This window comes from Streptomyces sp. MB09-01 (assembly GCF_033794505.1).
Taxonomy (GTDB): Bacteria; Actinomycetota; Actinomycetes; order Streptomycetales; family Streptomycetaceae; genus Streptomyces.
The window spans coordinates 14,973-39,886 of record NZ_JARAYQ010000016.1; the positions used below are offsets into that span (position 1 = coordinate 14,973).

The 24,914-nt window shown below is 71.4% G+C and carries 20 protein-coding genes and 1 pseudogene; all 21 read right to left on the reverse strand.

Annotation, left to right across the window (positions count from 1 at the left end; genetic code table 11):
- Window positions 1-5: 5 nt before the first annotated feature.
- The gene (locus PV721_RS05705) at window positions 6-965 is read right to left on the reverse strand and encodes a class I SAM-dependent methyltransferase (RefSeq protein WP_319721716.1); all 960 of its coding nucleotides are present in this window, start codon (window positions 963-965) and stop codon (window positions 6-8) included.
- Between the two features lie 28 nt (window positions 966-993).
- On the reverse strand, window positions 994-1,410 hold the full coding sequence (panD, locus tag PV721_RS05710) for an aspartate 1-decarboxylase (protein WP_319721749.1): 417 nt from the start codon (window positions 1,408-1,410) through the stop codon (window positions 994-996).
- A gap of 14 nt (window positions 1,411-1,424) precedes the next feature.
- A complete protein-coding gene (locus tag PV721_RS05715; RefSeq protein ID WP_319721717.1) occupies window positions 1,425-2,630 on the reverse strand; it encodes a cytochrome P450 in 1,206 nt (401 codons plus the stop codon).
- On the reverse strand, window positions 2,627-3,889 hold the full coding sequence (locus PV721_RS05720; RefSeq protein ID WP_319721718.1) for a cytochrome P450: 1,263 nt from the start codon (window positions 3,887-3,889) through the stop codon (window positions 2,627-2,629). Before PV721_RS05720 ends, PV721_RS05715 begins: the two co-directional genes overlap by 4 nt.
- Window positions 3,890-3,968: 79 nt before the next feature.
- Window positions 3,969-7,307, reverse strand: a complete 3,339-nt coding sequence (fabD, locus tag PV721_RS05725) for an ACP S-malonyltransferase (RefSeq protein ID WP_319721719.1) — start codon at window positions 7,305-7,307, stop codon at window positions 3,969-3,971.
- Window positions 7,307-8,308: a methyltransferase gene (locus tag PV721_RS05730; RefSeq protein WP_319721720.1), complete on the reverse strand. Its 1,002-nt coding sequence runs from the start codon at window positions 8,306-8,308 to the stop codon at window positions 7,307-7,309. The genes fabD and PV721_RS05730 overlap by 1 nt, the downstream gene beginning before the upstream one ends.
- A gap of 22 nt (window positions 8,309-8,330) precedes the next feature.
- Window positions 8,331-11,456, reverse strand: a complete 3,126-nt coding sequence (locus tag PV721_RS05735; protein WP_319721721.1) for an amino acid adenylation domain-containing protein — start codon at window positions 11,454-11,456, stop codon at window positions 8,331-8,333.
- Window positions 11,453-12,319 carry a hypothetical protein gene (locus tag PV721_RS05740; RefSeq protein WP_319721722.1) on the reverse strand — a complete coding sequence of 289 codons (867 nt, stop codon included), beginning with the start codon at window positions 12,317-12,319 and terminating at the stop codon, window positions 11,453-11,455. The genes PV721_RS05735 and PV721_RS05740 overlap by 4 nt, the downstream gene beginning before the upstream one ends.
- A gap of 441 nt (window positions 12,320-12,760) precedes the next feature.
- Window positions 12,761-13,070 (reverse strand): annotated as a pseudogene (locus PV721_RS05745) (flavoprotein); the annotation flags it as partial.
- A gap of 185 nt (window positions 13,071-13,255) precedes the next feature.
- Complete coding sequence (locus PV721_RS05750; RefSeq protein WP_319721750.1) at window positions 13,256-13,633, reverse strand: hypothetical protein; 378 nt, start codon at window positions 13,631-13,633, stop codon at window positions 13,256-13,258.
- Window positions 13,634-13,988: 355 nt separating this feature from the next.
- Entirely contained in the window at window positions 13,989-14,777 is a 789-nt protein-coding gene (locus PV721_RS05755; RefSeq protein WP_319721723.1) for a sulfite exporter TauE/SafE family protein, read from the reverse strand.
- A 3-nt stretch (window positions 14,778-14,780) separates the two neighbouring features.
- Entirely contained in the window at window positions 14,781-15,173 is a 393-nt protein-coding gene (locus tag PV721_RS05760; protein ID WP_319721724.1) for a TOBE domain-containing protein, read from the reverse strand.
- A 168-nt stretch (window positions 15,174-15,341) separates the two neighbouring features.
- Window positions 15,342-16,979, reverse strand: coding sequence for a flavin monoamine oxidase family protein (locus PV721_RS05765; protein ID WP_319721725.1), 1,638 nt, complete (start codon window positions 16,977-16,979; stop codon window positions 15,342-15,344).
- A gap of 20 nt (window positions 16,980-16,999) precedes the next feature.
- A complete protein-coding gene (locus tag PV721_RS05770; protein ID WP_319721726.1) occupies window positions 17,000-18,517 on the reverse strand; it encodes an APC family permease in 1,518 nt (505 codons plus the stop codon).
- A 226-nt stretch (window positions 18,518-18,743) separates the two neighbouring features.
- Window positions 18,744-19,499, reverse strand: coding sequence for a thioesterase II family protein (locus PV721_RS05775; protein ID WP_319721727.1), 756 nt, complete (start codon window positions 19,497-19,499; stop codon window positions 18,744-18,746).
- Window positions 19,500-19,730: 231 nt separating this feature from the next.
- Window positions 19,731-20,189: a hypothetical protein gene (locus PV721_RS05780; protein ID WP_319721728.1), complete on the reverse strand. Its 459-nt coding sequence runs from the start codon at window positions 20,187-20,189 to the stop codon at window positions 19,731-19,733.
- On the reverse strand, window positions 20,189-20,968 hold the full coding sequence (locus PV721_RS05785) for a thioesterase II family protein (RefSeq protein WP_319721729.1): 780 nt from the start codon (window positions 20,966-20,968) through the stop codon (window positions 20,189-20,191). Before PV721_RS05785 ends, PV721_RS05780 begins: the two co-directional genes overlap by 1 nt.
- A 12-nt stretch (window positions 20,969-20,980) precedes the next feature.
- Entirely contained in the window at window positions 20,981-21,247 is a 267-nt protein-coding gene (locus PV721_RS05790) for a phosphopantetheine-binding protein (RefSeq protein ID WP_319721730.1), read from the reverse strand.
- Entirely contained in the window at window positions 21,241-22,008 is a 768-nt protein-coding gene (locus PV721_RS05795) for an SDR family NAD(P)-dependent oxidoreductase (protein ID WP_319721731.1), read from the reverse strand. The genes PV721_RS05790 and PV721_RS05795 overlap by 7 nt, the downstream gene beginning before the upstream one ends.
- A complete protein-coding gene (locus PV721_RS05800) occupies window positions 22,005-23,348 on the reverse strand; it encodes a class I adenylate-forming enzyme family protein (RefSeq protein ID WP_319721732.1) in 1,344 nt (447 codons plus the stop codon). The genes PV721_RS05795 and PV721_RS05800 overlap by 4 nt, the downstream gene beginning before the upstream one ends.
- A 196-nt stretch (window positions 23,349-23,544) precedes the next feature.
- Window positions 23,545-24,861 (reverse strand): MFS transporter, encoded by a 1,317-nt coding sequence (locus PV721_RS05805; RefSeq protein ID WP_319721733.1) that lies wholly within the window; start codon window positions 24,859-24,861, stop codon window positions 23,545-23,547.
- Window positions 24,862-24,914: the final 53 nt, after the last annotated feature.

Genomic DNA, 24,914 nt, shown 5'->3' on the forward strand with positions numbered 1-24,914 from the left:
ACGGGTCATCGGCGGACGGCGATCCGGTGGCGGTAGCTCTCCATCGGCAGGCCGCTCATCCACGGCACGATGCCCAGCTTGCTGAGCGCCTTGATGGCGGGCGGCGGCTGGTAGCCGGCGAACATGCCGCCGAACATGAGGATCTGGCTGTGCGCGGCGATCTGGCGCACCAGCGGGTTCATGCGCTGCTTGCCGAGGGTGGTGCGGAAGTGGCTGCCGGGTGCCATCCGGCGGCGGACGGCGGCGCGGACCCGGTCCGAGATGTCGTGGTCGGCCGTCCATTCCAGGCCCTCGGTCTCCTCCGCCGTGCGCCGCATGATCTCCGTGCGCTGTCGGGTGTAGACGTCGATGTGGCTGAGGAAGCCGCCGGGGCGCAGCACGCGTGCGGCCTCGGCGAGGAACTTGCCGAGGTCGGGGTAGGTGTGCGAGCTCTCGATGTTGACGAGCACGTCCACGGAGCCGTCCTCGAAGGGCAGGTCCTCCGCGTCGCCGTGGACGAAGGTGAGCGCGTCACCCCGGGACAGGGTGGCGGTGGCCCGTGCGACGGCCTTCGGTGAGAGGTCCAGGCCGGTCATGCGGGCGCCGGGGGCGATGCGGGAGAGGAGGTTGAGGCCCTCCCCCATGCCGCAGCCGACTTCCAGGACGTGGCGTCCGGCGTAGTCGTCGAGGTCGATGGGGAGCTCGCGCAGGGCGAGGAAGTAGAGCTGCTCGCTGAAGCCGTCGGTCCAGGGCTCGCCGAAACCGGGCACGCGGGCGCGGATCTCCTCGACGAGGGCGGGGTCGTGCATGCCCCAGTTCCACAGGGCCCCGTGGCCGGAGAGCGTGGCGGCCATGTCGTAGATGGTGGCGCTGGCGGACTTCATGCCGGCGGCGTTCTCGCCGCGGCGGGCCGTGCCGGACTCGTCGAGGTTGATGTCCGCGAGACCGCTGGTGAAGGCGGTCATGACGTCAGGGGTGGCACTCATGTGGGTCTCCGGTGAGCAGGGTGGGTGGTCAGGCGGTGACGGTGTCGCCGCGCACCAGGCCGAATCCGTCGGGTACGTCGGCGGGGTCGGTGCCGGTCGTGACGGGTCGGTTGTCGGCGTCGACGAACACGACGCTCGGTTCGTACGAGCGGGCGTGCTCCTCGCTCATGGAGGCGTAGGAGATGATGATGACGAGGTCGCCGGGGTCGATGAGGTGGGCCGCGGCGCCGTTGATGCCGATGACCCCGCTGTCGGCCTCGCCCTCGATGACGTAGGTGCTGAGGCGGGCCCCGTTGTCGATGTCGACGATGTCGACCTTTTCGCCGGGCAGCAGGTTCGCGGCGGCCATCAGGGTGGAGTCGATGGTGACGGAGCCCACGTAGTGCAGGTCCGCCTGGGTCACCGTCGCACGGTGGATCTTGGACTTGAACATCTCTCGGTACAGCACGTTCTCTCCGTTCACCAGGTCACCGGTAGCTCTTGGACGCCGTAGATGATCATGTCCGGGCGGGTGCGGACCTCGGCGGCGGGGACGCCGAGGCGCAGCCCGGGGAAGCGTCCGAACAGGGCCTCTAAGGCGACCCGCAGTTCCAGTCGGGCGAGTTGCTGGCCCACGCACTGGTGGACGCCGTGCCCGAACGCGAGGTGCGGTACGGGCTCGCGGGTCACGTCGAGGGCGTCCGGCCGGGCGCAGAGCACCGGGTCGCGGTTGGCGGCCGCGAAGGAGAGCGAGACGGCGTCCCCGGCCGCCATCCGGTGTCCTTCGAACTCCAGGGCCTCGCCCGCCGCGCGGATGCCGCCCGCGTGGACGACCGTGAGGTAGCGCAGCAGTTCCTCGACCGCCCTCTCGGCCAGGGAGGCGTCGGCGGCCAGCGCGGCCGACTGTTCGGGGTGCTCCAGCAGCGCGAAGGTGCCCAGGGCGATCATGTTCGCGCTGGTGTCGTATCCGGCGGTCAGCAGCACGCTGCCGACCGTGACGAGTTCCTCGTCGGTGAGCCGGCCCTCGGTGACGAGGGTGGCGAGCAGGTCGTCCGCCGGTTCGGCGCGCTTCGCCTCGACCAGCCCGCGCAGCAGGCCGGTGATGGTGTGCCAGCCGTCGATGGCCTCCTCGGCGCTGGAGTGCACCGCGAAGAGGGCTTTGACCGCCCGGGCGAACGCCGGGCGTTCCGACACGGGCACGCCCAGCAGCTCGCAGATGGCCGACGCGGCCATGGGCTCCGCGAACCCCGTCACCAGGTCGACCGGGCCCTCGCCCTTGTCTTCGGCCATGGCGTCCAGGTGGCCCCCGGCGAGTTCCGTCAGCCGGGGTTCGAGGCTGCGGGTGCGGCGCGCCGAGAACCAGGCGGCCACCGCCCGGCGGTAGCGGGTGTGCTCCGGCGGGTCCGTCGCCGTGAACATGCCCGGGGCCGGCTCGGTGCGGTCCGTCGCCATGGGCAGCGGGATCGGCGAGCGCAGCGCTTCGCCCCGGGAGCTCATCCGGGGGTCGGCCAGCAGTCTGCGGACCTGGGGGTAGCCGGTGACCAGCCAGCCCACGTGCCCGTCCGGGAACTCCATGCGGGCGACCGGGTGGTCGGCGCGGAGCACGCCCAGTTCGGGTGCGGGGTCGAAGGGGCACCGGCCCCGGGTCATCGGCAGACCCGGGACCGTGGGAAGGCCGTCGGTCATCGCACCTCGTTCTCCGGGGACAGTCGGACGGGGAGACGCTGCATCGAGAGCAGGTAGCGCGGCTCGATCTCCTGCGGGTCGACGGCCAGCGACAGGTCCGGGAACCGCTTGAACAGTGCGGTCAGGGCGACCTCCCCCTCGATCAGGGCGAGGCTGGCGCCCAGGCAGTAGTGCGCGCCCCGGCCGAAGCCCAGGTGCGGGTTCTGCTCGCGGGTGACGTCGAGGCGTCCGGGCTCCTCGAAGACCTCGGGGTCCCGGTTCGCGGCGGCCAGCACCACCTGGATGGCCTCTCCGGGCTGCACCTTCACTCCGCCGATCTCGACGGGCTGGGTGGCGAAGCGGCGGAAGGTGTGCTTCACCGGCGCGGTGTGGCGTACGAGTTCGGCGACGGCCCGGCTGCCGAGGGAGGGGTCGTTCTTCAGCAGTTCCAGCTGATCGGGGTGCTGGAGGAGGGTGAAGACCCCGAGCGCGACGAGGTTGCGGACGGTCTCGTGGCCGGCCTGGACGAGGACCATCGCCAGGGCGGTCAGCTCGTCGTCGGTCAGCCGGTCGCTGTCCTCCTCGTGGACCTGCACGAGTTCGGAGATCAGGTCGTCGCGCGGCTCGGCCTGGCGGGCGGCGATCAGTTCCCGGGTCACCCGGGCCATGCCCCGTACGGCCGGGGCGAACTGTTCGGGGTTCGGGCGCAGGACCTGGGCGAGGGTCTCGCTCCACTCGCGCCACTGCTCGCGGTACTGCTCGTCGACGCCGAGGAGTTCGCAGATGACGATGATGGCCAGCGGGTGCGCGTAGTCCGCGATCAGATCGGGCTCGGACTTGCCGGCGAGGCCGTCCAGCAGGCGCTCCGCCACGCGTTCGACGGCCGGGGTCAGGGCCAGCATCCGCCGGGCGGACAGGGCCCGGGTGACGAGGCGGCGGACCCGCATGTGGTCATCGCCGTCCATGGTCAGCAGGGTGGAGTCGAACATGTCGACGATGTCCTCGGGGATGCCCCGGCTGAGCATGCTCTCGCGGTGGGAGTCACCCGGCGGGCGGCTGCGCAGGGTCGGTTCCCCGAGCACCGTCTTGACGTCGTGGTGTCCGGTGACCACCCAGACGTCGCTGCCGTCGGCGAACTTGCCGCGGCAGACGGGCCGGGGGCCGCCGAGCCAGCGCTCCCCCGCCTTCGGGTCGGTGATGAACTGGGGGTCGGACAGATCGAACTCGCTCGCCAGGTCGTCCGATTCGGTGCTGAGTTCCGGGGTGGGGGTCTCGGTCATGCGGTGTGCCTCGCTCATTACTGGGGATGTCGGTCGTGCGGGTGGTGCGGTGTACGTGGTCGCGCCGCCCCTTCGAGGGTCAGGAGCTGCGGCTGCGGAGCCCGCCGCCCACGACCTCGGCGGCCTCGGCCATCAGGCGCTCGGCGAGCACGTCGGCGTGCCGGTCCCGCCAGGCGTGCAGCGATGTGCCGGCCAGCCACCGGTTGCAGGCGCCGAGGGCCGGTCCGCAGGGGATCTGGTAGTCGGCGACGCGGCCCGGCGTGCCCTCGATCGCCCAGGTGGCCGCCTGGGCGCAGTACCAGCGGAAGACGAGCGCCATGCGCCGCTTGGGGTCGGGGGCGGACTCGGCGGAGTGGCCGAGACGGGCGAGGATCTCCTCGAAGGAGGCCCCCAGGTAGTCGCGCTCCACCTTCGCGCGCACCGCGGGGGGTACCGCTTCCCACGCGTCGTGGTTGCGCCACAGGTCGTGGAGCTTTCCCGCGCGGGCGTGGAACAGCACGCCCTTGCGCAACACCCGGGCCCGGCCGCCCAGTTCGAAGAGGTCTCCGTAGGGCGCGAAGGCGGTGTCGTGGACGTCGGCCTCTTGGAGGAGGTCCTTGGCCGCCGCGCTGGTCCCGCTCTCGGCGGTGCACGCGTTGATGGAGCCGGTGAGGACGAAGTCGGCGCCCAGGACGAAGGAGGCCGCGGCCGACTCGGGGGCTCCGATGCCGCCCCCGGCCCCGACGCGCACGGCCCCGGCCACTGCGCCGAGCTCGGCGCGCAGTCCGCGCAGGGCGGGCAGCAGCGCCCACAGGGTCGCCATGTCGGAGTGGTCCCCGGCGTCCCCCACCGCGCAGACGTCGTCGGCCAGCGCGACGCGCGCGCCCGCCTCGGCCTCTTCGGCGGTGAGCAGCCCCTCCGCGACCAGCCGGCTCACCAGCGCGGCGGGCGGCGGCTCCAGGAACAGGCGGGCGGCGTCCGGCCGGGTCACCTTCGCCAGGATCTTGCGGGGCACGTGCACGGTGCCGTCCGCCAGCACCCGGGCACCGGTCAGCCGGTGCCGTACGAGGGCGGGCGTCGCCTCGACGTGGGTGGAGGCCTCCACGAACCGGACGTCGTCCCGGATCAGTACGTCGACCAGTTCGGACTCGGCCCGCGGGTCGAAGGGGTCGTGCGTGACGTTGACCCCGAACGGCGCGCCGGCCGGCACGCGCGCGCGGATCGCGGCGACCGCGGAGGCCACGTCGCGGGCCGGGAGCCCCGAGGCGCCGTAGTAGGACAGGAGTCCGGCCCCGGCCATCCGGGCGACCAGGTCGACGGAGCCGACGCCCTGCCGCATCCCTCCGGCGGCGTAGGCGAGGCGGACGCCGTAGTCCCGCCGGAAGTCCTCCGACCCGAGCGACCCGGCGGAGGCCGTCGCGGGGCGTACGGGCGCCACCGGCGCGGGCTCGGTGCGCACGGCCTCGGTACGGACCGGCTGGATACGGACCGGCTCGGTACGGACCCGCTCGGACGGCCGGGGCGCGGCGGACCCCGCCGGCCCGGCAGCGGGGAGGGGGGTCGCCTCGTTCCGGATCCGGTCGATGAGCTTGGTCAGCACCTGCCCCGGCCCCAGCTCGCGCACCCGGAAGTCGCCCTGGCCCATCAGGAGCCGGACGCTGTCGGTCCAGCGCACCGGCGAGGCGATCTGCCGGCGCAGGGTGGCGGCCACCTCTCCCGCCGCGTAGGGCAGTCCGTCGACGTTGGCGATCACCGGGATCTTCGGCGGCGCGAAGGCGGTGGCGTCCAGCAGCCGGCCGAACTCCTCGGCGGCGGCGGCCATGTACCGGCTGTGGAAGGGCGCGCTGACGTTCAGCGGCGCGCACCGCGCACCGGCCGCCTTCAGCGCGGGCAGCGCCCGGTTGACCGAGTCCGCGGGACCGGCGATCACGGTCTGGGTGGGCGCGTTGTAGTTGGCGATGTCGACGTCGGAAAGGCCCTCGTCGCGCAGGACCCGCTCCACGAGCGCGGCGTCGACGTACGAGACGGCGGCCATCGTGCCGCCCGTGACCTGACCCATGAGCCTGCCGCGCTCGGCGACGAGGCGCAGGCCCGTCTCGAAGTCGTACACCCCGGCGGCGAACAGGGCGGAGAACTCGCCCAGGCTGTGCCCGAGGACGTAGTCGGGCAGGCGCCCTCCCTCGCCCACGGCCGCCAGCCAGGTCAGGGAGTTGACCACGTAGAGCGCCGGCTGGGTGTAGCGGGTGTTGCGCAGGTTGCGGCCCGGGTCCTCCAGGCACAGCTCCCGGAGGGAGTAGCCGAGGACGGCGTCGGCGCGGGCGACGAGGTGGGGGAAGCGGTCGAACACCTCCCGGCCCATGCCCTTGGCCTGCGCGCCCTGCCCGGGGAAGACGTGGACGTCGAGCGTCGGTGCGGCGGCGGGCCGGTGCGCGGCGGTCGCTGCGGGAGCGCTCACGGGGTTCACCTCGATTCTTGCGGGGGTGGCGGCGAGGCGGGGACGCGCGTCGAGGACGGCCCGGTACAGCACCTCGTCGCGGGCGTACGGGGACAGCAGGGGAAGCACGCGGGAACCGCTGCCCTCCGGCAGCGCGGCCCGCACCAGGTTGGCCATGGACCCGGACGGCCCCAGGTCGAGGAAGAGCAGGTCGTCCCGTTCCAGGAGCGGGCCCAGTGCCCGGGTCAGGTCGAAGGGTTCGCGGAGCACCCGCCACAGGTGTGCGGGGTCGGGTATCCGCACGGTGGTGCCGGTGGTGCCGGAGATCAGCGGGATCGTGGCCGGCTTCATGGTCAGATCGCCGATCAGGTCCTTGAACACGCCCTCGACCGGGTCGATCAGGGGCGAGTGGAAGGGGAACAGGACGGGCAGCCGCTGGCAGAGCGTGCCGGTGGCGTGGAGGTGCCGTTCGATCCGGTCCAGGACCCCGGCGGTGCCGGCCAGGACGAAGTTCTCCGGTGAGTTCACGGCGGCGACGTGCGCCCCCGCGAGGGCCGGGTCCCGGTCGGCGAGTCCCGCGTCGGCCAGGACCGCGAGCATTCCGCCCCGCGGGCACTCGGCCTCGAAGACGTCGACCTGACGCAGCAGGGAGCGCAGGCACTCGTCCGGGTCGACGGCGCCCGCGACGGCCGCCGCCGCGACCTCCCCGAGGCTGGCACCGAGCACCGCCCCGGGTTCGAACCCGTGGGTGCGGAGCATCCGGGCCAGCGCGTACTCGACCATGAAGATGGCCGGCTGGGTGAGGGAGAACTGCGTCATCGGGTGCTCGGGGCCGCGGCCGGCGCCGTGGATCGCCTCGATCACCGAATCGCCGCGCACCTCGCGGACCGTCGCGTCCAGGGAGTCGAGGGCTTCACGGAAGGCGGCGTCGGCCCCGTAGAGCCACTTGCCCATGCCGTGGTACTGGGAGCCCTGCCCCGCGAACAGGAAGACCGGCGTGAGCATCAGGAGACACGCAGGGAGGATTCGAACACCTTGTGCTGTGTGGGCAGTTGCCCGACCGACTCCACGACGAAGCCGGCTTCCTCGAGGGCGCGCCGCATGGCGGGCTCGTCCAGTCCGGTGGTGCCCTCGTCGCAGGCCACGGCCTGGAACATCGCCCGCCAGCCGTCGATGTCGTTCTCCACGAGCGGCTCCACGACGAGCAGCCGGGCGTCCGCGGGGCTGTCGGCCATGGCGGTGGCGACGGTGCGCAGGATCCGGACGCAGTTCTCGTACGTCCAGTCGTGCAGCACGTTCTTCAGCAGGTAGCGGTCGGCTCCGGCGGGGAGCCCGACGAAAAAGTCGCTCGGGGCGAAGTCGATGCGGTCGAGCACGTCCTCCTTCGCGACCCGCTCCAGGGCCGTGCGGCCCCTGGCGCAGACGCTGGCCCGGTCGGCGACGGTGCCGCGCAGGTCCGGGTGGGCGGCCAGCAGTCCGGGGAGGAGTCCGCCGCTCCCGCCGCCCACGTCGACGACGGTCTTCACGGCGCTGAAGTCGTGCAGGCCGAGCAGGCACTGGGCCACCGGCGTCGCCAGGTCGACCATGCCCTTGTCGAACAGGTCCGCCGTCTCGGGGTGGGTCTCCAGGTAGCCGTAGAGGGACTCCCCGAACACCTCCTGGAAGCCGGACTTGCCCGTCTTGACGGTGTGCATCAGACCGGCGAAGGCGTCGTCGTACAGCTCGGCGGCGAGGATGGCGAAGTGGCGCTGGGTGAAGGGGTGGTCCGCGCGCAGCGGCGCGTAGGCCTCGGTCAGCCGGAACTTCTCCCCGTCGCGCTCCAGCACTCCCGGCACGGTGAGCATCTGGAGGAGGCGGTGGAGGATCTCGGGGTCGGTCTCGGTGCGCTCGGCGAGTTCGGCCGAGGTCATCGAACCGCCGTCGAGGACGTCGGCTATCTCCAGTCGGGCGGCGACCGCGAGGGCCCGGGCGAACCAGCCGCTGACGGCGAGCTTGAGGATTTCCATGAGAACGTCTCTTTCGGTTCCGTCAGGCGAGCCGGCGCAGCCGGTCGGCCAGGGCGGCGGGGGTGGGGGTCTCGAACACGTCGGTCAGCGCGAGCCGGACACCGGTGATGTCCTTGATCCGCTGGGCGAGGGCGACGGCAAGCAGCGAGTGCCCGCCGTTGGCGAAGAAGTGCGCGCCGGCGTCGAGGTCGCTGCGGTCCAGCAGTTCGGCGAACAGGCCGACGACGGTGGCCGTCAGGTCGTCCTGGGCTCCGGCACCGCCTTCGCCGCCGTGGCCGCCGACGGCCGGGCCGGAGTGCCGGGCCGCGTGTTCGGCGAGGGCCAGGTGGTCGACCTTGTCGCTGCCGGTACGGGGGAAGGCGTCCACGGCGATGAACCGGTGCGGAACGACCGAGCGCGGGAGCTGCCCGTGCGCGTGGTCCCACAGTTCGTCCACGGCCTCGGGGCGGCCCGGGACCCGGACGAAGGCGGCCAGGTAACCGTCCGCCCCGGGATCGCCGACGACCACCACGGCCGCCGCCTCGACGTCGGGGTGGGCGAGCAGGACCGCCTCGATCTCGGCGGGTTCGATCCGGTTGCCGCGCAGCTTGACCTGCCGGTCCATGCGGCCGAACAGGTCGATCCTGCCGTCGGTCCGCCAGCGGGCCACGTCTCCCGAGCGGTGGAAGCGCCCGTACTGGGCGTTCTCCCCGAAGCGTTCCGCGGTCAGGTCGGGCCGCTCGTGGTAGCCGGAGGCGACGCCGACGCCCGCGACGCACAGCTCTCCGCGGAGGCCGACCGGGAGCGGCCTGCCGTGCGGGTCGGCGATGAAGACACGGGTGTTGGCGACGGGCGAGCCGACGTCCACCCGTCCGCCGTGGCCGGCCGGGACGCGGCCGGCGGTCGCCCAGATCGTGCTCTCGGTGGGCCCGTAGACGTTCCACAGTTCGGCGCCGGCGTCGAGCAGCCGGGTGGCCAGTTCGGCGGGCAGCGGTTCGCCGCCGGTGAGGAGGACGCGTCCGGCCGTCACCTCCGCGGCCTCGCGGGCGACGAGCCGCCACGTCGTGGGGGTCGCCTGCAGCAGGCCGATGTCGTGGGCGGTGACGGCCTCCGCCAGCAGGGCGCCGTCCGTGCGCGCCTCGTCCGGGAGCACCACCGTGTGGCCGCCGTGGAGCAGCGGCATCATCAGTTCGAGCGAGGAGGTGTCGAAGCTGTAGGTGCTGAGCCAGCCGGTGGGGCGCGTGGAGCCGGCCACGCCGAAGCGTTCGGCGTAGTCGACGATGTGGTTGACGAGGCTGCCGTGCCGGATCGGGATGCCCTTGGGCTTGCCGGTCGAGCCGGAGGTGTGGATCACGTACGCGAGGGCGTCGGGGTCGGCCTTCGCCGCCGCCTCGTCCACCGGCACCTGGGGCACCTGGTCCCAGTCCGTGGCGGGCACGGCGGCGTGGCCCTCCGGGGCTTCGATCCCGGGGCCGACGATGACCACGCGGGCCTGCGTGTCGTCGAGCTGGTAGGTCAGGCGCTCCACGGGGTGGTTCGGGTCGAGCGGCAGGTAGGCCGCGCCCGCGAGCCAGGTCCCGAACACCGAGGCGGCCAGCGCGGCGCCGCGCGGCAGCAGGAGCGCGACGACGTCGCCGGGGCGTACGCCGGCCTCGGCCAGCCGGGCGGCCGTGTCGACGGCCGCGGACCACAGGGCGCCGTACGTGGCCGTGCGGTCGCCCTCCCGTACGGCCGCGGCCGTGGGGTCGGCGGCGGCGCGGCGGGCGAAGCCGGTGAGCACCGACGGCAGGCCGATCGCGCGGTCCGTGGCGTTGGCGGCGTCGATGACCTCGTGGTCGCGGGCCGACCAGGACGGCAGGGAGGCGATCGGGGTGTCCGCCCCGGTACCCAGCGCGACCAGCAGGGCGTCGTAGCGCTGGACCATGAGTTCGACGTCCGACCGGTCCAGCACACCGGTGTAGAACGCGGCGCGGACCGTGGCGGTCTCCTGGTTGGCCGAGACGAAGAACTCGAGGTCGAACTGGCTGAAACCGTTCTCCACGACAAGGAGTTCGGCCTCGGCACCGGCGAGGGTGAAGGTGCGCTGGTCCTCGGCGAAGGGGACGTAGTTGAAGACGTGCTTGAACAGCGCGTTGCGCCAGCCGGAGCCGTCGCGTTCGACCATGTCGAGCACGTCGTCGGTCGGTACGTCCTTGTGCGCCATCGCCTCCATGAACGTCCGCCGGGTCAGGGCCGTGAGGTCCCGGAAGGTGGCGTCACGGTCGAGCAGCAGGCGCAGGACGACGAGGTTGCTGTGGTAGCCGACCGCGTCCACCGCCTCGCGGGGGCGGGTGTTGACCGGCGAGCCGATGGTGAGGTCGGGCCCGGCGCCGTGCGCGGCGAGGAGGACCGCGTAGGCGGTGAGGAGGACGACGGACTCCGGTGCCCGCAGCTCGCGCTGGAGGCGGCGTACGACGTCGTGGGCCTCGGCCGACAGGACGTGGGTGACCTCGTCGCCCCGGAGGGTGGTGACGGGCTCGTCGCGCTGTTCGCAGAGGAGTTCCAGGCCCGAGGAGCGGAAGCCGGCCATGCGCTCCTGCCAGTAGCCGCGGCTCTCGGGGGACGGTGCGGGCTCGCGCAGGGCGGGCACCTCGGCGGGGGCGGGGTGGCCGCCCTCCAGTACCGCCTCGTAGAGGGTGACGAACTCGGCGCGCAGGATGGCCGTCGACTGCACGTCGGACACGGCGTGGTGGACGGCCAGGCACAGCACGTCGGCGTCCGGCCCGTGCAGCAGCAGGGCGCGTACGAGGGAGCTGCCGTCCGGGGTGAACGGGCGGGCCACGAAGGCCGTCAGGACGGCCTGTTCCTCCTCCGCGGCGCCGTGGTGCTCCGCCTCCTCCAGCCCGACGGCCAGGGACGGCACGACGGCCTTGGTCAGCTCGGCGCCCTCGCGGTGGTAGACCGTGCGCAGCACCTCGAAGCGCTCCGTGAGGAGCCGCAGGGCGTGCGCGGTGGCGGCGGCGTCGAGGCGGCCCCGTACGCGCAGGGCGAGCGACAGGTTGTTGGCGCCGCTGCCGGGGACCAGCTCGTCGAGGAGCCAGAGGGTGGTCTCCTTGCGGCTCGCCGGTACGCGCCCGGCCGCGGGACCGGAGCCGTCCCGGGCAGGGCCGGCCGTGGTTTCGGTGCTCACGCGTGCTCCCCCGGGCGGGCCGAGAGGGCTCCGGCCACGGCTTCGGCGATGGCGGGGGTGCGCAGCAGGTCCCGGTGCTCGACCTCGAAGCGCCGCTCGTCGGCGACCTCGATGGGGGCGACGCCGGGGGTGGTGCGCATCCGGTTCAGTCCGCTGGTCACGCTGGCGGAGGTGACGACCGTGGCCCCCTTCCAGCCGGGGCGCGGGTCGAGACCGGCGGCGGTGGCGAGGTAGGACATGAACGAGCCCACCAGCTGCACCAGTTCGCCGGCGTAGTCCTCGTCGAGTCCGGCCCGCCGCAGTGCCGTGGTGCCGATCGGGCGGAAGGCCGCGTACAGGCCGGCGGCGAAGGTGGCCGGGGCGATGTCGGGCTGCCCGGCGAGCCGCTCGGCGGCGCCGGACAGTTCGGCTATCTCCTCCGGGGTCAGCACGGTGGTCATGTTGCCGACGACCCGGCCGAACTGGAGGTGCACGGTGGGCACGTCGACCAGTTCCGGGTCGAACAGCACGACACGGGGTGCGGTCGCCTGCCGTGCGCCGATCTTCTCGGCGAGCACGCCGGCGAAGACGGAGCCCGCGCAGTAGCCGAGCACGGCGCGGACCGTGCGACCGGAGGCGGCCACCTCGGAGAGCCAGGGCTCCAGGTAGCTGTCGTCCAGTGCGTCGGTCTCGGGGTCGCGGACCGGGGCGACGGTCTGCCACAGGTCGCAGTCCAGCTTCAGACCGGGCGCCAGATCGGCGAATCCGCCCTCGTTCCTCCCCGTCACCGGGAAATCGGCCGCGAGCACGATATCGGTGTCGGTGTCGGTGTCGGCGTCGGATCCTGCGTCCGAAACGATATTCCACACGGTGGGGCTGGGCATATCAAGATCCCCCGAAAGTAAAAGTTTCATCGATTTGTTTTCTCGACCATCTCCGGCCAGACCAGGCCAGATCCTAGGGTCGCCGATCGACGCTGTCCACAAAGAGTCGATCATGAACTGCCCGCGATCCGACCGGAGAAACTCCGAACCGCGAGGGAATCACGCCAAGGGATTTCAGACACGAGGGAAGGAGTTTCCGCCAACCGACATCACCCGCCGGGCCCATTTCCAGGAAATTTCATAGGGCACGCACCTCCACGAGCCCGCGGAACCCGGTTTCGAGGCTGACGGGAACCGCTCGAGGGGAACTTCCAGGATGTCCTGATTTGTCGTGTGACAGCCACCATATGAGACAGCTTCCGACGGCAATGGCCGACTCCGGATCCCCTGGCGCGCAGGGGCACCGGCCACGGCGGGCGGTGCACCAGCAGAAAGCTCTCGCGAAACACAAGGAGCGATCAGATCGAGGGAGTCTTCCCAGCGGAAGCGGTCCGCTCCCCCGCCCGCCTTGGGGCGGTGCGGCTCACAGCTGCCCACCAGGGCGCCGATTTCGCGGAATTCGGCGAGGCTTCTCCGGCAGGCGTGGACGGGCGGCCACGGCGGAGTTCACGTAGGGCAGGACGGTGGTGGGGGTGTCCATTCCGTAGGCCTAGCAGCGGATGGCCGGCGCGAGGCTGTCGGCGGAACCCGCGGCCCGCTTGTTGACCGTGCCGAAGGTCGCGGGGGCGGCCGCGATGAGCGTCTCGATCGGACTGAGGCTCCGTCATGCGGCTCCCCTTCAGCGCCAGTAGTCCGCGAGCATCCCCGCCGGCCGGCCCGGTTCCCGGACTTCACCCCTCGGCCGGGGAACAGGCGTGACCAAGCGGGCCCGGCCGCCGGGAGGGCAGGCGGCACGGGCGCCGGGAGGGCAGGCGGCACGGGCGCCGGGCACCGGGGTCAGTCCTCGGAGGGCGGGCCGGGGGCGAGGAGTTCGCCCTTCACGTGTTCGTAGTCGGCCAGGGCCTGAGGGTCGCCGTGGTGGTAATCGGTCCAGAAGCCGGGGCGCTGCCAGCGGGCGTCCGCGAGGCGGGTGCGGCCGTCGACGATGCTCAGGGTCCAGCCGGGCGGTATCCGGGTGTCCACCGTCTCGAAGTTGCCGGGGTCCCAGAACAGTCCGGGGTCGGGTGTCTCGGGGCCGAGCACGCGGATCTGGCAATCGATGTCGTAGGCGACCATCTCCAGAACCGCGTAGACGCCGCCCACGCGGATCCCGTCGTACTCCGCGACCGGGCAGTCGCCGTCGGGATGAATGATCTCCAGGCATCTGACTCTCATGGAGAGAAGTCTGCCTGGCCGACACCCGGTTTCGAGCGCGGTCACGTCGGTCAGCAGCTGTCGGAGCGGGCCGGGGCGTCGATGGTGAGCGTGACCGGGGCTGCGCAGCAGCCTCCGCCGGTCGCCTCGGCGGCCTCGGGCCGGTCGAAGAGACCTGCGCCGCCGCAGACTCGCCGGGCCGACGACCTCGCCCCAGGTGGAGAACAGTCGTACGTGCGACCACTCGCGGACCGCGGATCCGTTCGGCGGGGCCCGTCTCCAGGACGAGGCCCGCATGTTGGACGCATGACCACGAAGGGGTTGCCGCTGCTGCAACCGGAAACCGTGGCACCGTGCTGCCCGCCACTGGTGCGGATCAGCTGAACGTCTCCACCGCGTACAGGACCCCGACGCCTGCGGCCAGCGTGCCGAGCAACAACCGCAGCGCCCTTTCCGGAAGGTGGGGCTGAAGACGGGCGCCGAGGTAGCCACCGATCAGTCCGCCCAGGCCACACGCCAGACCGAGGAACCAGTGGGGCGCGATGTTGCCCGAGTCGGCGAGCGACAGCAGCGCGTAGGTGGCCGCTCCGACCACGGAGGTGGCGAAGGTGGAGGCCAAGGCCGCCGGGGCGACCTTGGCTACCGGAATCCCGCGCCCGACGAGGACGGGGCCGAGGAGCGAGCCGCCGCCGATGCCGTAGATCCCTCCGACCACCCCCACAGCGAGGGCCAGGCCGGTGACCGTGCGCGCCGACGGCCCTCCACCGTACGGTTTCGGTTCCGGGGGCGGCAGGAGCGTCCGGGCGATCAGCCACACGCCCAGCGGCAGCAGGAACACGGCCACCAGGGCCTTGAAGACGGTCGGGCCCGGGATGGCGAACACCCGGATGACCGCGCCGACGACGACCCCCGGCAGGGTACCGAGCACCAGCTGCCGGACCAGCGGACCGTGGAGCGCGCCGGTGCGGAGGTAGCGCAGGAGCGCGCCCGGGCCGGCGACGACGTTGTAGAGGAGATTGGTCGGCGTCACCGCCGGGCTCGGTACGGCGAACACGCTCAGCTGCACCGGCAGGAGGAAGACCGCTCCCGAGACGCCGACCGGCGCGGTGACGACGGCGATCAGCAGCCCTGCGGCCAGCCCGGCCAGTCCTGTCCCCCACTCCACGGGTCAGGTGCGTTCGATGTGCACGCTCGTCGCCTTGACCCGTGCTGTGGCGCGCATCCCGATCTCGATCCCGAGTTCTTCGACGGCCTCGCGAGTCAGCAGGGACACCACCCGGTGGGGGCCGGCCTGGATCTCGACCTGGGCGGAGACGTCGCCGACCTTGATGGCGGTGACGATGCCGGGGAAGGCGTTCCGGGCCGACGTGTGCGGAGCGTCTTCGTCCTCCGCACCCTCCTGCGCGAACTCGGCACAGAAAGCGGCGAGGTCGGGCCCGTCGACGATGCGCCGCTTGCCCTCACGGCGGGTGGGGAACCGGTCGGCGTCCGCCCAACGCCGGGCGGTGTCGATGCTCACGCCCAGCAGGTCGGCGGCCTGGCCGATCGTGTAGGACTCCATGCGACACACCCTAGAGGAGCAGGTCAGTTGCCTCGCGGCCCAGGTGGCGGGGGCGTCCCGCTGTCCGTCGTGCCGCGCACGCACCGGGCGCCCTCACGAGGCTGAGCGCCGGTACGCGCTGCGGCGCCGGCTCTGTGCGTGACCATCGCGGCGCCCCGATCACCGCCGTCAGATCAGGGCGGCGATCACCTCACGTGCTGCGCGTTCGCCCTCGGTGGCGCCGCCTTCCATGAAGCCCTGGAAGTCGTAGCTGCAGTGTTCGCCGCCGATGTGGAGGTTCCCCTGCGCGGTGCCCTCGTACCGGGCATAGCGGTGCAGGTAGCCGGTGGGCCAGTACGAGTAGGCACCGAGGGAGTACGGGTTGCGGTGCCATGCCGACAGCTGTGCCCGTCCGCTCCAGGCGGCCCTGGTGCCGGGAAAGAACGCGTCGATACCGGTGAGCATGCGGGTGGCGAGGGTCCGTACGTAAGGGTCGGTCTCGGTGGCGAAGGGGGTCGCGGGCGTGAGTGCACCGGCCAGCGTGCCGCCCCCGTACTGGAGCAGGATGCCCCCGTTTCCGGGCTGGACCTTGGTGGTGTCCCAGGTCTGCTGGATGTCGGAGTCGGTGAAGCAGTCGCCGGCGGAGACGCCCGGCCAAGGGCCGGTGCCGCGCCAGGGCCGGCTGGTGAACTGCATGTTGAGTTTGGTGCAGTGGCCCATCCGGGCATCGCGCAGCAGGTTCTTCATGAGCGGGTCGAGCCCGGCTGCCGTGAGGTCGATGCGCTGGAGCACGGGCAGTGGTACGCACAGGACGGTCTGGTCGGCGGTGACGGTGCGGATAGTGCCCGAGTCGTCGAAGGTGAGGGTGTGGGTCCCGTCGGAGTTGGCTCTGACGGCGATGAGTTCGCGCCCCATCAGCAGGGAGCCCGCGGGCAGGGCCTGTGCGATCGCGAGGGGAAGCTGGTCGTTGCCGCCGGTGATGTGGTAGCGCTCGTTGGACAGGCCCCAGACGTTGAAGTGGCCGGGGTTGGGCTGGTAGCCCATGAGGAGGACCAGGGCGAGGGCGGACTGGTCGACGGTGTCGGCACCGTACTCGACGTTGTAGGCGACGTCGATGAACCGGCCGAGGCGTGAGGTGTGGCCGCCGGGGACCCGGGTCTCGATCCACTGGTGGATGGACATGTTGTCCAGGGCGGTGCCGGTGGGGGTCGTGGTGTTCCAGGTGACCTCGCCCGCTTCCTGCAGATCCCGGCGCAGCGCCTGGTAGACGGCCTTGAAGTCCTCGTCGGCCTGGGTGCGGGGGTAGTAGGCGCCGTCGAACCACAGGACTTCTTCGGCGCCGTTGGGCCCGCCGCCGAGGAAGTCCTCGGTGGGCAGGTCGAAGCGGCGACACAGTTCGAGGATCTTCTTGTGGCTGGTGTCGATCAGCTCGCCGCCGATCTCGGAGGTCTGGCCGTACGCCCAGTGGGTGCGCTGGGTCCACATGCGGCCGCCGACCCGTGCGGGGTTGGCCTCGTAGACGGTGCAGGGGATGCCTGCGTCCTGGAGGGTGAGGGCGGCGGTCAGGCCCGCGATGCCCGCGCCGACGACGGCGACCCGGGGGTTGCCCGTCGGCGGCTTCTTGCCGTCCTGCACGGTCTCGGCGCGGGCGGGGAGGGTGGTGGCGGCGCCTGCGAGGGCGGCGCCGAGGCCGAGGGCCGCGGCGCGCTCCAGCAGGGCGCGTCGGCTCAGGCCGCGTACGTCGGCGGCGGGGAGGGCCAGTCGGCGGGCGGCTGCGTGTTCGGCGGCGAGTTGCCTGAGTGCGTGCATGACGGAGGTTCGGGCCATGGTGGGTGGCTCCTCGGGTGTCAGACGTTCGCGGCGGAGGGGGAAGGGCGCTCGGCGCTGGGGTCGGTGCGTTCGGTGGCGTCCTCCAGGACGATCCGGCCGATCACCTCGTAGCGCTCGGGCGCCCTGAGCTTGAGGTAGGCGCCGAGTCCCAGCCCGCCGAGGAAGACGGCGGCGACGATCCAGGGGATGAGGGTGAACGCGAGGGAATCGGCGGCGAGTCCGGCCGCGGTCTTCATGTTGAGGACCAGCAGGACGACGACGGCACTCATCGCGATCCCTCCGAGCAGTGGGGCGGTGAAGGTCTTGAACCAGTGCCGGTCCTCGGGGTGGTTCTTGCGGAAGTAGCCGATCACGGCGAAGGAGCAGAGGGTCTGGACGATGAGGATCGCCATCGTGCCGAGGATCGCGAGCAGGGTGTAGAGGTGGATGTACGGGTCCTGGCCGGTGAGCCAGAAGCCGCCGACGACGGCGACGGCGATGGCGCTCTGCACGAGGGAGGCGGTGTGGGGGGAGCCGTGCCGGGCGTGGGTGCGGCCGAGCGCCGGGTGGAGGAAGCCTTCGCGGCCGATCGCGTAGAGGTAGCGGGCGGCGCACTGGTGGAAGGCCATGCCGCAGGCGAACGAGCCGGTCAGGAGCAGCCACTGGAAGGAGTCGACGGCCCAGGAGCCGATGAACTGCCGGGTGGGTGCGAAGAAGAGGTCCAGGGGGTTGGCCGACGTGGACAGCTCGACGGACTGGGAGAGGCCGTTGCCCGCGATCGTCATCCAGGAGACGAAGATGTAGAAGAGGCCGACGCCGACGACCGAGATCAGGGTGGCCTTCGGGATCACCCGCTTGGGGTCGCGGGACTCCTCGCCGTACATGGCGGTCGATTCGAAGCCGACCCAGGACCAGAAGGCGAAGAAGAGGCCGAGCCCGGCGGAGGTGCCGGTGAAGGCGTTCTTCGGGTTCACCGGTTCCAGCGGGATGCCGTCCGGGCCGCCGCCCGCGAGCAGCACGGCGATGGCGACGGCGAGGAGGACGGCCATCTCGCCGACCAGCATCACGCCGAGTGCCTTGGCGGTGAGGTTGATGTCGAAGTGTGCGAGGACGGCGGTGACGCACAGCATCACGGCCGCGTAGAGGATCCAGGGGAGGTCGGCTCCGAACTGGTCGTGCACCGTCGTCTTGGCGAAGTACGAGAAGACGCCGACGATCGAGGCCTCGAAGACGATGTAGGCCAGGACGGCGAGCATTCCCGCGGCCATGCCGGCGATCCGGCCCAGGCCGTGGGAGATGTATCCGTAGAAGGCGCCGGCCGCGGTGATCCGCTTGGCCATGGCCACGTATCCGACGGCGAAGACCGTCAGGACGAGGGTGGCGAAGAGATAGCCGGCCGGGGCCCCGATACCGTTGCCGAACCCGACTGCGATCGGCAGGTTCCCGGTCATCGCGGTGATCGGCGCGGCGGTCGCGACCGCCATGAACACCACCCCGACGAGACCGACCGAGTTCGCCTTGAGCCGCTGGACTTCACCGCTGGGACCGTGGGACATGGCCGTCCTCTCGACGCGTGCGGCGGGTAGCCGCTGGGAAGGCGGCCACTCTCTTACCGCAGGACCCACACCACAATCGACAGAAGGACTGGCAATTGACGTACAGGAACGACGGGTTGTCGGTGCGCCAGACGGGAAGACCGAATGCGTGACCGCCCCGTGATGTGCACGGAACCCGGCAGCGGCTAGGTCGTCGCAGACGGGGGCGGTGACGCCGGCCGCCCCGTCAGCCCACGGTGGCCAGTTGATCCGAGAGCTCGCGCACCACCGCGTCGTGCTGTTCGACCAGGTAGAAGTGGCCGCCGGGCAGGACCCGCAGCTGGAATCCGCAGGGCGCGACATCGCCCCAGGCATTCATCTCCCCCGCCGAGGTGGACGGGTCCGCGTCGCCGATCCAGGCGTGGACGGGGCAGGCGACCGGGGTGGCGGGGCGCAGACCGTAGGTGTCCGCGATGGTGAGGTCCGCCCGGAGCACCGGCAGGACGAACTCCTGGACGTCCGGGTCGTCCAGGAGGGCGGAGTCGGTACCGCCGAGCCTGCGCAGTTCGGCGATCAGCGCCGCGTCCTCCTCCCGGTAGCGCTCACGGGGAAGCAGCCGGTGCGGGGCCTCGCGGCTGGACACGTGGAGGGCGGCGGGCACAACGGCGTGCCGCTCCTCCAGACGCTGCACCACCTCGTAGGCCAGCGAAGCCCCCATGCTGTGGCCGAAGAGCGTCAGCGGTACGTCCGCGAACGGCAGCAGCGCCGCGGTGACCTGGTCGGCGAGCACCTCCATGGTGTCGATGAAGGGATCGGCCAGCCGCCCGGGCCGACCCGGGTACTGGGCCACCAGGACTTCCGTGTCGCTGCCGAACGAGCGACCCCAGGGGTGGAAGAAGCTCGCGGAGCCGCCCGCGTGCGGCAGAACCACCAGGCGGCGCCGGGGCGTTGCCGTCGTGGAGTACCTGCGGAACCACCTGGCGCTGTCCGTACCGATGGTCATGCTCGTGTGCACCTCGTCGTGGGGCTTGTCGGCTGTTCATGTTCACGCGCTCTGCTGCGCAAGGCGGCCGCGGGGACGTGGCGTTCCCGGTGATCGGGACCCGGGCGGCCGCCCCGACACGGCGCGGCCGTCGGGCCCGGCATGCCGGGGCCGGCCGCGGCCCGAGCGGCGGCCCCGCCGGCCGGCCCGCGCGGTGGAGCGGCGGGGCCCCTGGCTCCTCCGCGGGACCGCCTACGTGTCGTCCAGGCCGGCCAGGGTCGCCCGGACCGAGATGGGGAGGTCCAGGGCTATGACGAGGAAGCACTCCTTGTGCGCGATCACGGAGAGGTCCTGGAACTGGGCGAGGGGCACGTCCGCCACTCCGCGGACGGTCAGGGAGCCCGAGGTGAGGGAGTGGCGGCCGGGTTCGACGAGTTCCAGGTGGAGCGTGGCTTCGACATCGAGTTCGCGCGCGAGGTGGCCGCGCTCTTCGAGCTTGTGGGTGAGGCACTGCGCGTAGTCCATGGCCAGCGCGGCCGCCACGAGCTCCTCCGGGGTGCTCTCCCCGGCAGGCTCGGAGGTCCGGCTGTTCCATCGCATCTGCAGGGAGGCGCCCACCGAATCGAGGGAGACCGAACCCTCCCCGGCATCCTGCGGCCGGTCACCGAACAACGGGCCCCGCCATACGGCGCGGGCAGATCTGGTCGCCATCAACGCGTTCCCATCATGTCGGTTCGTGCGGCTGCTTCGGTGATCGCGCCGATGATCCGGGCGCAGACCTCGGGCGCGCGGTCGAAGACGTAGAAGTGGTCCCCGGGCCAGGTGCGGAAATCCGTGGTGCCGGCGTGGTCGGACCAGGCCCGCATCTCCTCGGCGCTGACCAGCGGATCGGAGTCCCCCCTCATGACGGAGAGCGGGGAGGTCAAGGGCGCGTGGCCCCCGTACCGGTATCCGTGGTTCACGATGAGGTCGTTGCGGAGCGCGGCGATCATGCGGTCCGCCAGGACGGAGTTGCTCCACAGCGCCTCGGGGGTGTTGCCCAGCCAGCGCATGTAGTCGACGTACTGGTCGCGCGTCCAGTCCTCGGGCCGGCCGTTCGCCGGTTCGTGCACGACGAGTTGGGGCGCCGGGCTCCCCGACACACCGACCCACAGCGGCTGGTGCCCCCGCTTCGCGAGTTCGTGGACGAGCTCGAAGGCGATCAGCGCTCCGAGGCAGTGGCCGAAGACCGCATAGGGTCCGGACAGTTCTCCGGCCAGGTCCTCGGCGAACGAGTCCACCGCGCTCTCGATGCTCGGGCAGACGGGCTGCTTGGGCGCGGTCGCCCGCGCCGGCAGCTCCGGGACCAGGATCCGCCAGCTCTCGGGGAGGTGGGGCAGAAGGGGTACGAAGCTCCCCGCCGATCCTCCCGCGTGATGCAGGAGGACCAAGGTCAGTTCAGCGGGTTCCACGGCGACGGTCGACCGGCCGCGGAGAACGCAGATGCTCAAGGTCTCGCCGCCTCACCCTCGTGCGGACTCTGCGCCGAGCGCAGTGTCGTAGGCGTCGACCAGGTCGCCGACCGTGCGCATCTCGACGATCGAGGTCTCTCCCTGGAAGGGGTCCACCCCGAGCTCCATCTCCATGCCGATGAGCAACTCGGCGAACATGAGCGAGGTGAGGCCGAGACCGACCAGGTCGCTCGTCAGGGAGATCGTGGGGATTTCCCCGCCCGCGTTCTGCAGCAGGCGAAGGATTTCCGCTTCGATCGACTCTTGTGCGTTCAGCATGTGAGACCTCCGTCAATGACCAGGGATTGCCCGGTAACGAATTCCGCCCGGGGAGAGCTGAGGTAGAGAACGGCATCGGCGATGTCGTCCGCCGCGGCGAGCCTGCCGAGGGGGGTCCGGCGCTCGATGCGTCCGCGGTACGCGGCGGGCATCTCCGCGGTCATCGCGCTGTCGAAGTAGCCGGGCACCACCGAGTTGACGCGGATTCCGTTGCCGCCGAGTTCACGGGCGAGGCTCCGGGTGAACCCGTCGAGGCCCGCCTTGGCCGCCGCGTAGACGGAGACGCCCCGGTAGCCGCGGATGGCGTTGATGGACGAGATGTTGACGATGTTCCCGCCGCCCTGACGGGTCATCAGTCGCGCGCAGGCCTGCGTGAGCATGATGGGCGCGACCAGGTTGGCGGTGATCTGTGCCTCGATAGCCTTCGGCGGCATGGTGAAGAGCAGTTCCTCGCGCACCAGGCCGGCGTTGTTGACGAGCAGGTCCAGCCTGCCGAACACGCGGTGGACGTTGCGGACGAAGGTCCGCGCCGTCGTGGGCTCGCCCAGGTCGACGGCCTCCCAGTAGAAGGAGTCCGGATGGGCCGCGCTCGATTCGGCGATGAACTCGGAGGCGGAGCGGCTGAACGTGGCGACACGCCAGCCGTCGGCGAGCAGGCGTTCGACCAGGACGCGTCCCAGCCCTCGGCTGCCGCCGCTGACGACGGCCACCCGCCCCTCGCCGACGCCCTTCTCCACTGCTGTGCTGAGATTGTCTGTCATGCGGGAGTACGCACCTTCTTGAACCGGTCGGAGTGCTGGTCGGCGTCGGAGACTTCCACGACGAGCGGCACTTTGTACGCTTCCAGCCGTCGGCCGCAGTACTCGCGGACCTGGCGGGCGACTTCGCGCGCGTCCGCGGGACTGACCAGTTTCACGGTGGCCTTCACCACCATTCCCGTCACGTGGCTGGGCCTGCCGGAGACCGTGGCCTCGGCGATGTTCGGGATTTCGAGCAGGACGCTCTCGACCTCGCTCGGGTAGACCTTCTCGCCGGCCACATTGATCAGTTCGGTGACGCGGCCGAGGATCCGTACGTAGTCGCCGTCGGTCTCCACGGCGTCTTGGGTGTTGAAGTAGCCGTCACCGTCGAACGGGGCGGGCGCGTTGAGGTAGCCGAGCATGGCCGTGTCGGAGCGCACCCAGAGGATGCCGTCGACGATCCGGTAGTCGAACCCCGCGCCGCCGAGCTTGACCCAGAGACTCCCGTCGCCCTTCGACTTGGTCGCCATGATGCCGAGCTCCGAGAGACCGTACGTCTGTTTGAACCGCACCGACGGCAGCGCCTGGTTGAGCAGCTCGAGCGTGCGCTGGGGCATGGGCTCGGTGCCGTAGGTGATCAGTTCCAGCGACGACAGGTCGTGCTGTTCGTGGGCGTGCGAGATGAGCAGCATGTTGAGGAACGTCGGCGTGGTGGGCAGGACCTCGACGCCGAAGGCGGCGATCGCAGAGCACACGGTGTCGGGCCTGCGGTCGGGGACCGTGACCAGGGTGCCGCCGTGGTGCAACGTGTGCAGCAGGGTGTTGATCCCGCCGATGTGGTCGATGCTGAGGAAGCCGAGGGTGCGCCGGGCCCGCGACGGCTGGCCGTACTGCGCGAGCATCGTGCCCAGGTCGAGCACGATCGCCTTGCTGCGCCCCGTGGTTCCCGAGCTGAACAGGACCAGGCCCGGCGTCCCGGCGTCCCGGAGGCGTCCGTGGAGTGCGTGCGTCGCCCGCAGGCCGGTCCGCTCGATGGCACGTCCCGCCCCGCCGGCCACCGTGATGGCCACTTCCACCTCGGCGGTCTCGTGGTATTCGGCGCGCTTGGCACCCGAGGACCGGGGCAGCGGGACGACGATCCCGCCCCGGTCGGCCAGTGCGACGAACGCGGCGCACACGTCGACATCACAGGCGCCCTCCAGGGCGACCACGTGGCCGGCGCCGACGTCGTGCTCGTCGAGGTAGGCCTGCCAGTCCCGAACGCGGTCCGCCAGCGCCGCGTACGTGTACCGGACTCCATCGACGACGAGGGCGTCACCGTCCCCGAAGGCACGGAATCGATCGATCAGTGAAGTCGTCACGGTTTCCTCGTTGTGTTCGTCATCAACTGTTGCCTTCTTCCAAAAGGGCATGGGCCGGCGAACCGTCGGCATCGCGTCGCGGGCGAGGACGAAGGGGTCGTCATCCAGGGCGGTTCGGGGGGCCCGGCACGGGGCGCCGGGCCGCCGGGCAGAAAGGCACGGTGCCGTCCGGCCCGGGGCCCCGGAGCCCCGGAGATCAGGCCGTCGCGGCAGCCAGTTCGCCGTCCGACTCGGCCTCGTCCGTGGTTGCGGCCTTCGCCGCGGGGCTGTCCTGCTCGTCCGGCAGGCTCCGGCGGAGCTTGAGGCCGGCCAGCGGGACGAGCAGGCTCCCGACCGCCAGCACCACGATCAGCGCTCTGCCGTGATCGACCTCGAGGAGAGCGGTCGTGAGCAGCGGGCCCAGGATCATCCCCCCGGAGATGACGAAGGAGAACAGGGCGTTGGTGCGCCCGCGGACCTCGTCGGTGACCAGTCCGTTGATGAGGGTGGCGACGATCGGGATCACGATGACCTCGGCGACCGAGAAGATCGCGACACCCGCGATGAGCGTCACCAGTGCGGCGGTCCCGGAGGTCAGGCCGGCGAAGAAGACGCACACCCAGCTGGCCGCCGAAAGGACGCCCGACGCCGAGATCAGCGTGCTCCTGCGCACGCCCTCCAGGCGCGGCATGAGCAGGAACTGGGCGAGGACGATCACCACGACGTTCGCGATGAAGGCCACCGAGATCCCGCGGGGCGTGACCGCGTCGTTGACCGTGACGTAGCCGGGGAGCGCCGACTGGAACTGGCTGAGGGAGACGGTCGCGCACAGCAGCATGCAGAACAGGGCCAGCGTGAGCGCGGGGATGCGAAGAACGGAGCGGTAGGACGGCGCGGGCGCGTCGGCGTCCGCCTCGGCCTTGTGGTGCTGCTTCTCCGCGGTCTTCGGCAGGAGGACCAGGAAGGCCACCGCGGTGATGACGAAGGAGAGCCCGTCGCCCAAGTAGAGCAGCTGGTAGCTGCGCAGGGTGCCCGAGGCCACGAGGCCGCCGACCAGGACTCCGAGTCCGACGAAGGCGTTGAAGAGCGTGAATTCGAGGCCGAAGGTCAGCGTGCGCTGCTCCTTCGGGACCACCGTGGCGAACATCGTCTTGGTGACCGTGCCCACGCCACCCATGCCGAGGCCGTACAGGGCCGAGACGGCCAGTGCGATCCACGGCCGGTCGGCGATGGCGTAGAGCCCGGTTCCGACACCGGCGATGATCATGACGATCGGCATCACGAGCCGGTAGCTGAGCTTGTCCAGCAGGTGGCCCCAGACCAGCCCGGATCCGAACGAGCAGAGGCCGGTGACGGCGATCGCGGCGGGGCCGATCCGGATGTCCAGGCCGCGGATGTCTCCGAAATACACCAGCAGGAAGGGCATGACCAGCCCCGCGCCGAAGGAGTTCACCGCGTTGGCGACCAGCAGCGCCTGGGCGCGGCGTGGCAGCAGCCCGATCACGCGGAGCGGATTTTGCTTGGTTGAAGACATGGGACGCATCTTTCGATTCGACGGGAGCTGCCGGTGCCCGGCGCCGGCAGCGT